Origin of the sequence: Gemmatimonas sp. (assembly GCF_036405635.1) — a bacterium.
Taxonomy (GTDB): Bacteria; Gemmatimonadota; Gemmatimonadetes; order Gemmatimonadales; family Gemmatimonadaceae; genus Gemmatimonas.
Genome location: NZ_DASWXE010000083.1, coordinates 26,381 through 36,142 on the forward strand (window position 1 = coordinate 26,381; position 9,762 = coordinate 36,142).

Consider the following 9,762-nt stretch of genomic DNA (forward strand, 5'->3'; position numbering starts at 1 on the left):
CAGGCGGTGTATCTGGACTGCAGCAGCCACAGGAGGATCAGCGCGACCACCTGAATGATCAGGACGCGCAGCAACGTCGATCGGAATTGGCTGGACATGGAGTCAACTTACTGGCGGAGCAGGGAGATGACGAATTCCCACGTCCCTCACGTGGTGATCATAGGTGGAGGCTTTGCCGGGCTGGCAGCGGCCCGGGAGCTACGTAGGGCGGCGGTGCGGGTGACGGTGCTGGATCGGTCCAATCACCACACCTTCCAGCCATTGTTGTACCAGGTGGCGACAGCCGGTCTGGCGCCGAGCGATATCTCGGTGCCCATCCGCTGGCGACTGCGGAACCAGGCCAATGCCACGGTCCTGATGGCCGAGGTGGTGGGCATCGATGCCACCCGGCAGGTGGTGCGGCTGGATGACGAGACGGAGATCGCCTACGACTTTCTCATCGTGGCGACCGGTGCCCGGCACGCCTATTTCGGGCGCGATGAGTGGGCCTCATTTGCGCCGGGGCTCAAGAGCATCGAAGACGCCACCGATATGCGTCAGCGTATGCTGCTGGCCTTCGAACGCGCCGAACGCACCGATGATCCGGCGGAGCGAGACGCCAACCTGACGTTTGCCATCGTTGGTGGTGGCCCCACGGGCGTGGAACTGGCCGGGTCCATCCCCGACATCACCAAGCGTGCCCTCCGGAAGGAATTTCGTCGCATCGACACGCGGCAGACGCGTGTGCTGCTGATTGAAGCTGGTCCGCGTATCCTGCCCACCTTTCCCGAGGATCTCTCCCGCGCTGCGCAGGCGGATCTCGAAGGACTTGGCGTGGAAGTGCGGCTCGGCGTTCCCGTGACCCACATCGACGAACATGGCGTATCGATTGGGGAGGAGCATGTCGCGACTCGTACCGTCTTCTGGGCTGCCGGAAACGTGGCATCGCCCTTAGGTCGTATGCTCGACGCCGACACCGATCGTGCGGGTCGTGTGAAAGTGGCCAATGACTGTTCGGTGCCGGCGCATCCGAATGTCTTCGTGGTGGGCGACTTGTGCATTGTCATGCGTGACAACGGCCAGCCTGCGCCTGCGGTGGCACCAACGGCCAACCAGACGGGTCAGCATGCCGCGCGCATGATTCTGGCCAGCATGCAGGGACGTCCCCGCACGCCATTCCAGTACTGGCACAAGGGCGATCTCGCGACGATTGGTCGTCACAAGGCCGTCGCCGCATTCGGTCGACTGCACCTGAGCGGCTATTTCACCTGGTTCCTGTGGCTGTTTGTGCACCTCATGTACCTCGTCGGGTTCCGCAACCGGGCGAGTGTGCTGCTGCAGTGGGGCTGGGCCTACGTGACGTGGCAACGTGGCGTGCGGCTGATCACCCGGGCGGCCGCCAGCAATACGCCCGTACTCGCCTCGGGGACGGCGCCCGTGTCGCCTTCCGCACCGCCTCCACCAGAGCTGTCTAGTGGTCGCCCAATCTCCGTTGGGGATGACAGAGTGAAGCAGACGGTTTGACCGAGGGGACGAACGGGCCTAGGTTACCCCACCGCACGTCGCTCCTCGCGCCCCCGGAAATCCGGTAGGGCTGCGACGTCAATGCCGACGCAGGCAGCGCGTGGTGGTTTCCAGATGCCCCCTCCCTCAGTGGTTTCGTCGGCAGCATCCCGTATTGAGATGGACACTGCACGGCTTGTCGGCGTGCTGGCGGCATTGCCTGTGCCTGCCGCGTTGTTTCGCGCGGATGGCACGGCGGCCGCCATCAATGCGTCCGGTGAGGAGTTGTTCGTCTTCGATCCGATCGCGCCGTTGTCCACGCAGCACTGGCGTGTGATGCTGCATCCGTTTGGTGAAGTGGCGCGCGAAGCCATGGCTTTTGTGCAGGCGACGAACACGGTAGTCGTCCGTCCGATCACGCTGCCTGCGGATGGTGCCGTGTTCACGCTGCGGGTCGCGCCCTTCGACGACGCGTTGGTGCTGGTCACTGTCGCCGACGTCAGCGAAGAGCATCAGCGCCGTGTCGCGCTCGAACGCGCCGAGCGTGAACGTCGCACGCTCTTCATGCTGGCACCGGCGACGGTGCGTGTGATCGACGTGTCCGGTCGCATCATTCGCACCAACGGAGAAGCCGATCGTCTGCGCGGCGATCAGGCGCCCACCACCTTGCGCGAGCTGTGGGAGCGCGAAGCGCCCCATGAAGTCTCCGATGATGGGCAGCCGGCGCGCGCGCTGTCGTTTCTCGACACACCCGGCATGCGCGCCCTCGCCGGTGTGTCGGTGCGTCAGCAGCGCCTGCAGTGCCGGCGTGCGGATGGTATGCGATTGGTCGAAGCGAATGCCGCTCCGATGACCGATGCGGACGGATCGGTCGTCGGCGTGATGCTGGTCGATCACGACATCACCGATCGTCAGCGCCGCGATCGTTCCCCGTCACCCTCGTCATCATCGGCGGTGGACGCTGCGCAGTTTGATCGCCTGGTCGAGGAACGCTCGCGGGAGGTGATCGCCTCCAACGAGGAGCGCGTGCGTGAGCGGCGCCTTGCCGCCGTGGGCCAGCTCGCGGCGGGTGTGATGCACGACGTGAACAACGCGCTCAACCCGATCATGGCGTCGGCCTACCTGCTGCAGCACCATGCCGAATCACCGGCAGCGGTGCGCGACTACGCCGAACGCATTCGTGCCGCTGCGGAAATCGGCGCCGCCACCGCGTCGCGCGTGGGCCGATTCATCCGGCAGGAACCGCTGCATGCCGGCGGCGACGAAGAGATCGATCTCGCGCAGCTCGTGGTGGAAGTGCTCGACCTGACCGAGCCCATGCGGTTGCGTCGATCGGTGGACAGCCGCGAGGTCCGCATCGTGAAGGAGCTCGAAGCCGGCGTGAATGGGCGCGGGTTGCCGGGTGAGATTCGGGAGGCGCTGCTCAACCTCGTCCAGAATGCCATGGATGCGATGCCGGAAGGTGGCACGCTCACGGTGCGGTGCTGGGGCGATGGCGCTGAAGCATGCCTCTCCGTGCAGGACACGGGCGTCGGCATGAGCGAAGAGGTGCAGGAGCGCGCGTTCGAGCCATTCTTCACCACCAAAGGATCGAAAGGCTCGGGGCTCGGTCTGGCGGAAGTCTACGGTATTGCCCGTCGTCACCGCGGCCAGGTGAGCATTTCATCGGCCCCCGGGAAAGGCTCCACCGTGAGCCTGCGGCTGCCCCGCGCGGGAGGGGCGCCCGCGCCGGCACCGGCCGCCGTGGTGGCGCCCGCAACGCCCCAGCGCATCCTCGTCGTGGAAGACCACGACGATGGACGCGTGCTGTTGCGGCGCATCCTGGAAGGGGATCGCCACGTGGTCGATGCTGTGGCCACTATCGCTGAGGCACGCGCCAGACTCGCGGTGGAAGGCCCGATGCCGTACGATCTCATGCTGACGGATGTCGGGTTGCCGGATGGCAGTGGCTGGGATCTTGCACGGGAAGGTCGTGCTTCGTGGCCCACCCTTCGGGTGGGCGTGATCACGGGATGGGAAGCGACGACCGGAAGCGATGAAGCGCGCGGTGTCGAATTCGTGTTGCGCAAGCCGTTGCGGGCACAGGAACTGAAGGCTCACATTGCGGGGCGCATGCCCCCGTCCACCAACGAGTAACCCATGTCGGAACAACCGTCGACCCTGCGAGTGCTGGTCGCAGAAGACAACGCGCTCGAGCGCTCCACGCTTGTGGACTTGCTTGGCGTGCTCGGTCACGTGGTGGTGGCAGAGGTGGAGTCTGGTACCGATGCCATCGCCAAGGCGCAGCAGTTCACGCCCGACGCGGTGCTTCTCGACATGCACATGCCGGGCGCGACTGGTGTGCAGGCCGCGGAAGAGATTGCCAATGCGCTGCCCGGTACGGCCGTGGTGCTGATCACTGGCGATCTTTCGCTCACGCTGTCGTCAGCCGACGTGCTGCGGAGCACTGCGGTGGCGCTGCTGCCCAAGCCCACGCCGCCGACCACACTCGATGTGACGTTGCGCATGGCGGTGACGCGTGCGCGTGAACTCATCGAGGCGCGCCGTGAAGCCGCCGAGGCCAAGCAGCAGCTCGAGGCGCGCAAGCTCATCGAGCGCGCCAAGGGCATTCTCATGCGCCGCACGGGCAGCAGCGAGCAGGAGGCCTATCGCATCATGCAGCGCAGCAGCCAGGATCGCTCGGTGCGCATGGTGGACATTGCGAAAGCTGTGATCGACAGCGAACCCGGCATGAAGTCCTGATTCACTCCTGATTCGCTGGCGGCATCACGCGGTACTGCGCGGGGCTCAGGACACAGGCTGTCCGGGCCCCGCGACCTGTTTCACGAGCTCGTGCAGGAAGGCGAGTCCGTCATAGAACGACTTGACGCGCAGCTTTTCGTTGCGGCCATGCGCATTGGTTTCGCCGGGCGCCGAGAAGATCCCGCTGACGCCGTAGGTGGGAATGCCGGCGTTGCGCAGACGATAGCCGTCGGTGGCACCAGTGCTCATGGTGGGAATCACCGGGATGTCACCGAACATCTGCTTGGTGAGCGACTCGGTGGCCTTCAGCAACGCCGGATGAATCGGCGCCGGTGCCCCATCGGTGCGGTCGGGGCGCTCGCCCACGATGGCCACGGCGGTGTCGTCCACGATGCGCTCCAGTGCGGCGCGCACCTGCGACGCCTTGCTCGACGGCGCGATGCGGCAGTTCACGTTGGCCTTGGCCGTTTGCGGCAGCGCATTCGGCGCATGCCCGCCGCTCAGCATGGTGGCCACGCAGGTGGTGCGCAGCATGCTCGCATAGCGCGGGTCGGTGGAGATCACGCGCGCGGCGGCCGTGTCCGCCGGGTTGGCCACCAGTGCCCGCATCGCCGTGGCGAGCGACGGCATTTCCACCTTGGCCGTTTGTGCGAAGAACGCGGTCGTCACCGCATTCAGTTCAACCGGAAACGTGTACTGCTGCACCCTGAGCAACGCCTGCGACAGCGAGTAGATGGCGTTGTCCTTGCGCGGCACACTCGAGTGGCCGCCCGTGTTCTTCACGGTGAAAGTGAAGTCTTCGTACACCTTCTCGGCCGCCTGAATGGAATGGAACAGCGGCTTGTCGTCCTGCAGTGTGCCGCCACCGCCCTCGTTGATGGCGTATTCGGCGTCGATCAGCTCACGACGATTTTCGATCAGCCATGACACACCGTTGTGATTGCCGCCCTCTTCATCGGCCGTGAGCGCGAGAATGAGATCGCGCTCGGGCACCCAGCCTTCCTTCTTGTAGCGCAGCATGTTGGCGATGAACATCGCGCACATCGACTTGTCGTCCGACACGCCGCGGCCCCAGAAGTAGCCGTCCTCCTCGATGAACGTGAACGGGTCGCGCGGCCAGTCGGCGCGCAGGGCCTGCACCACGTCGAGGTGAGCGAGCAGCAGAATGGGCTTGCCGCGTCCCTTGCCGCGCAGGCGCACGATCAGGTTGTGCTTGGCCGGTGCATCAGCGGGGCCGACGATGTGAATGTCCGCTGCCGGAAAGCCCGCCGCGCGGAATCGTGCCGCCACAACCTCGGCGGCACGGGTGACCGATCCCACGGAGTCGGCCGTGTTGATCTCCACGATCTCCTTGTAGATCGCGCGGGCGGCCTGCTGCTCGGCCGTGAGCGTGGTCGGCGCACCGGGGGCGCGCGTGCCAGGCAGCTGAGCGCCGGCCGCGCCGGGCGCGGCGAGGAGCAGGGCGCTGGTGAGGATGCCGCGAGCGTTCATAAATAAACGGGAGATTAACGGGCGTGAGACAACGCGAGTGCTTGAATAGTGCTTTCCTGGTCTCGCGTTGACTATGGTGGCCTGAACTGCCTTGCCACGGATCACACGGAAACGCGCGGGAACGACACGGATCACTTCTTGATTTTCAATCCTGTTGTTTCCGTGGGTTTCCGTGCAATCCGCGGCAAATCTGCCCTCCGACATCTGACCCCGGTGACGAGGCGCAACCGGTGTCCTGACAGGTATATTGCGGCTCCTCCCTCACCGCCCTTACATGCCAAGCAACCGTCGAGATTTTCTCAAGGTCGGGGCAGCGGTCGCGGCCGGTTCACTGGTCGCATCCTCGCCGCTCCTGGCGCAGACCCCTTCGGGGCTGCTCGTTCCCCATGACGACCTGCCCAAGGTCGACGATCCGGCCATCAAGGCCCTCATGGAAGCCGCACTGAACACGGCCAAGGCCGGCGGCGCCTCGTATGCCGACGTCCGCGTGGCGGCTCGTCGCCAGCAGAACGTCAACACGCGCGACCGCATCGTGCAGGGCGTTTCCGATACCGACACCTTCGGCCTCGGCATTCGCACGCTGGTGGACGGCGCGTGGGGCTTTGCGGCCACGAGCAAGCTGGACAAGGATTCCGTCGCCAAGACCACGCAGCTCGCCCTCGGTCAGGCCAAGGCCAACCGGGCCAGTCAGCTGCGCCCCGTGGTGCTCGCGCCCACGCCGGGCAACCAGGTTGGTCAGTGGAAGAGCCCCATCGAAGTCGATCCCTTCAACGTGGCCATCACCGACAAGGTGGCCTTCCTGCTCGCGGCCAACGAAGCCGCGCTCAAGGTGAAGGGCATTCGCAATGTCACGTCGAGCATGTTCTTCCTGCGTGAAGAAAAGTCGCTCATGACGACCGACGGTTCGTACGTGGTGCAGACGATCTACCGCACGTCGCCGAGCATGGGCGTGACGGCGGTGTCGGCCGACAACCGCGACTTCCAATCGGTGCAGAGCAACGAAGTCGCGCCGATGGGTCTGGGTTACGAACACGTCACCAACAGCAAGCTCGCTGAGCGCGCGCCGGAATGGGCAGAGCTCGCGGTGCAGAAGCTGAGCGCCAAGCCGGTGGAGCCGGGTCGCTATGACCTGCTGCTGCACCCGTCCAACCTGTGGCTCACCATTCACGAAGTGATCGGTCACCCGACCGAGCTCGATCGTGCCTTGGGCTTCGAAGCCAACTACGCCGGTACCAGCTTCATCGCGCCGCCGGACGCGATGCTGGGCAAGATGCAGTACGGCTCGGAGCTCATGAACATCGTGGGCGATCGCGAGCAGAAGGGATCACTTGGCGCGATCGGCTGGGACGACGAAGCCGTGAAGCCGGTCAAGTTCGATATCGTGAAGAACGGGGTGTTCCAGGACTACCAGACCACGCGCGAGCAGGCCACGATGATGGCCGACTACTACAAGCGCGTGGGCAAGCCGGTGCGTTCGTACGGCTGCTCGTATGCGCAGAGCTGGTCGGATGTGCAGTTCCAGCGCATGCCGAATGTGAGCCTGCAGCCCGGCAACAACGACGACACCTGGGAGTCGATGATTGCCAAGATGGATCGCGGCATCGCGATCGTCGGCGACGGTTCGTTCTCCATTGACCAGCAGCGTTACAACGGTCAGTTCGCCGGCCAGGTGTTCTACGAAGTGCGCGGCGGCAAGATCGTGGGCCAGCTCAAGGACGTGGCGTACCAGTTCCGCACGCCGGAGTTCTGGAAGGGGCTCAAGGCCATCGGCGGTCCGCGCAGCTACCACCTCGGCGGTGCGTTCGGCGACGGCAAGGGGCAGCCGGCGCAGTCCAACTCCGTGAGCCACGGCTGCGTGCCGGCGCTCTTCTCGCAGGTCAACGTCATCAACACCGGGAGGACGGCATGAGCCTCGCGCCTCGCTCCCTCTTCGCCCCGGCCAGCGTGCTGTCACGTGCCGAGGCGCAGGAGATCGCGCAGCGCGTGCTGCGGAACTCACCCGCGGAAGAGACGCGCGTGTCGATCAACAGTGGTGCGCGTGCGGACACGCGCTTCGCGTTGAACCAGGTCACGACGTCGGGTGAGAACCAGGACACGCAGATCACCATCACCGCGTATGTGGGCAACCGCTCCGCGAGTGTGAATACCAACCGCCTCGACGAAGCGTCACTCGCCGCGGCGGCGAAGCAGGCGCACGAAATCGCGAAGCTTGTGCCGCCCAACCCGGAGCGTATGCCGGAACTCGGCGCACAGACGTATCCGGCGTTCCGCGAGCGAGCGCTCGACATCCCGACGCCGGCCGAGCGTGCGGCGGCAGCGAAGATCGTGACCGAACTTGCGCGCGCCAACGATCTCGTGGCCACCGGCTTCATCGAGTGCCGCGCGGGTGCGACGGCGCTGGCCAACTCGAAGGGACTGTTTGCGTACGACGCGTCGGCCTCGGTGTCGATGACGGCGACCGTGCGTTCGCCCGATGGCACAGGTTCTGGCTGGGCGTGCAGCGACGGCAACAGCTTCAGTGAGCTCGACCCCAAGCAGCTCGCCGCCACGGCCGTGCAGAAGGCCAAGGACTCGCGCAATCCGGTGGCCATCGAGCCGGGTCGCTACACGGCCATTCTCGAACCCACGGCCGTGGGCAATCTGGTGCAGCTCATTCCGGGTGCGATGCAGGCGCGTGCGGCAGACGAAGGCCGCTCGTTCTTCTCGAAGCCGGGTGGCGGCAACAAGATCGGCCTCAAGGTGGTCGACGAACGTGTCACGCTGCTCACCGACCCGGCGGATTCACCGAGCCTGAGCGGTGGCTACGACAACGACGGCATGCCGCTCGAGAAGGTGGTGTGGATCGAGAACGGGCTCGTGAAGAACCTGAACTACGATCGCTACTGGGCGCAGAAGCAGAACGTGCCGGCCACGCGCGCTGGTGGTGGCGGGTTTGGTGGCACGCGCTCGCTGCGCATGCTGGGCGGCTCGTCGAGCATCGCCGACATGATCAAGAGCACCGAGCGCGGTGTGCTGGTCACACGCTTCTGGTACATCCGCGGCGTTGATCCGCGCACGATCCTGTACACGGGTCTCACGCGCGACGGCACGTTCCTGGTCGAAAATGGCAAGGTGACGCGCCCGATCAAGAACTTCCGCTACAACGAGAGCCCGATCTTCTTCCTGAACAATCTGGAAGCGGTGGGTGGCACGATGCGTATCAATTCGTCGGAGAGTGCGTCGACGGGTGGCGCGGTGTTCATGCCGCCGATCAAGGTGCGGGATTTCAACTTCACGTCGTTGTCGGACGCAGTGTAGGCAATAAGGAAAGGCGTCTGATTTCTAGAGGAAGAAAAGGGGGAGTTGGAGAGTTCGCAGGGCGCAGGTACTGCTTCCCGCACACTCTCCAACTCCTTCCTGTTTTTCCTTTTGATATCAGATCATTTCCGCATCAAACCGCGTATACGAACGCGCAGCCCACTTCCTGCGCGAGCACATTTGCGAAGATGCCCGACGGTTGCATGATGAGACCGGGCACGACCATCGTCTTCGCCTTCTCGCGCGCTTCGGCCGGCGTCAGCTTGTCCTGCTTCTGCACGACCGACACAATGCTGCGGAACGCGAGATTGCATCCGAGCGCGATGGCGCCCTTCGAGATCTGGTTGTCGAGCATGTAGTTGGCCATCATGCCCGTCGGCGCGGGTGCACCCGGTGCTGGCAGCACCGGGTTGTACTTCATGGTCTTGCCGTCGTCGCCCTTGAGCTTGAACTGCTTGCCGACATTGTAGTTGACCCAGAAGTCCTGGTTCATCGCCAGCGGGATGCCGCTGTGGCGAATGACGATGACCGGTGCCAGGTCGGCGGCGGTGACCTTGAGTGCATCGATGTACTGCGCGCCCCAGATCGCGGCACGGAACACGCCGGCACCGCCCGCGATCTCCGGCACGTCGAACATCGCCTTGTGCTTCGCGGTGACGCGCTTGGTCCAGGACGTGTCCCAGACTTCCTGCGGCGGCTGTTCGAACGCGGCGAGTTCCTCGGACAACGAGAGCGACGCGGCGTTCAGGC

At 64.9% G+C, this 9,762-nt stretch carries 7 protein-coding genes; 5 read left to right on the forward strand and 2 right to left on the reverse strand.

Annotated elements, in window-relative coordinates:
- Positions 1-126 precede the first annotated feature (126 nt).
- The 3 genes from VGE27_RS06585 (at position 127) to VGE27_RS06595 (ending at position 4,224) form a co-directional block, all read left to right on the forward strand.
- Entirely contained in the window at positions 127-1,503 is a 1,377-nt protein-coding gene (locus tag VGE27_RS06585) for an NAD(P)/FAD-dependent oxidoreductase (RefSeq protein ID WP_414653543.1), read from the forward strand.
- Between the two features lie 159 nt (positions 1,504-1,662).
- On the forward strand, positions 1,663-3,618 hold the full coding sequence (locus VGE27_RS06590; protein ID WP_331048846.1) for an ATP-binding protein: 1,956 nt from the start codon (positions 1,663-1,665) through the stop codon (positions 3,616-3,618).
- 3 nt (positions 3,619-3,621) lie between these two features.
- Positions 3,622-4,224, forward strand: coding sequence for an ANTAR domain-containing response regulator (locus VGE27_RS06595; RefSeq protein WP_331048847.1), 603 nt, complete (start codon positions 3,622-3,624; stop codon positions 4,222-4,224).
- Positions 4,225-4,269: 45 nt separating this feature from the next.
- Here VGE27_RS06595 and VGE27_RS06600 read toward each other — a convergent pair whose 3' ends face one another.
- Positions 4,270-5,715, reverse strand: coding sequence for a M20/M25/M40 family metallo-hydrolase (locus VGE27_RS06600; protein WP_331048848.1), 1,446 nt, complete (start codon positions 5,713-5,715; stop codon positions 4,270-4,272).
- Between the two features lie 274 nt (positions 5,716-5,989).
- Here VGE27_RS06600 and VGE27_RS06605 point away from each other — a divergent pair, with 274 nt between their 5' ends.
- Positions 5,990-7,624 carry a metallopeptidase TldD-related protein gene (locus VGE27_RS06605; RefSeq protein ID WP_331048849.1) on the forward strand — a complete coding sequence of 545 codons (1,635 nt, stop codon included), beginning with the start codon at positions 5,990-5,992 and terminating at the stop codon, positions 7,622-7,624.
- On the forward strand, positions 7,621-9,012 hold the full coding sequence (locus VGE27_RS06610) for a TldD/PmbA family protein (RefSeq protein WP_331048850.1): 1,392 nt from the start codon (positions 7,621-7,623) through the stop codon (positions 9,010-9,012). Before VGE27_RS06605 ends, VGE27_RS06610 begins: the two co-directional genes overlap by 4 nt.
- Before the next feature lie 133 nt (positions 9,013-9,145).
- Here the strand turns inward: VGE27_RS06610 and VGE27_RS06615 are convergent.
- A partial coding sequence (locus tag VGE27_RS06615; RefSeq protein ID WP_331048851.1) for a hypothetical protein occupies positions 9,146-9,762 on the reverse strand: 617 nt, incomplete at its 5' end.

Coding starts and splice junctions, on each gene's coding strand:
- VGE27_RS06605 (WP_331048849.1), top strand. CDS start 5,990: ATGCCAAGCAACCGTCGAGATTTTCTCAAGGTCGGGGCAGCGGTCGCG.
- VGE27_RS06595 (WP_331048847.1), top strand. CDS start 3,622: ATGTCGGAACAACCGTCGACCCTGCGAGTGCTGGTCGCAGAAGACAAC.
- VGE27_RS06600 (WP_331048848.1), bottom strand. CDS start 5,715: ATGAACGCTCGCGGCATCCTCACCAGCGCCCTGCTCCTCGCCGCGCCC.
- VGE27_RS06610 (WP_331048850.1), top strand. CDS start 7,621: ATGAGCCTCGCGCCTCGCTCCCTCTTCGCCCCGGCCAGCGTGCTGTCA.
- VGE27_RS06590 (WP_331048846.1), top strand. CDS start 1,663: ATGGACACTGCACGGCTTGTCGGCGTGCTGGCGGCATTGCCTGTGCCT.
- VGE27_RS06585 (WP_414653543.1), top strand. CDS start 127: ATGACGAATTCCCACGTCCCTCACGTGGTGATCATAGGTGGAGGCTTT.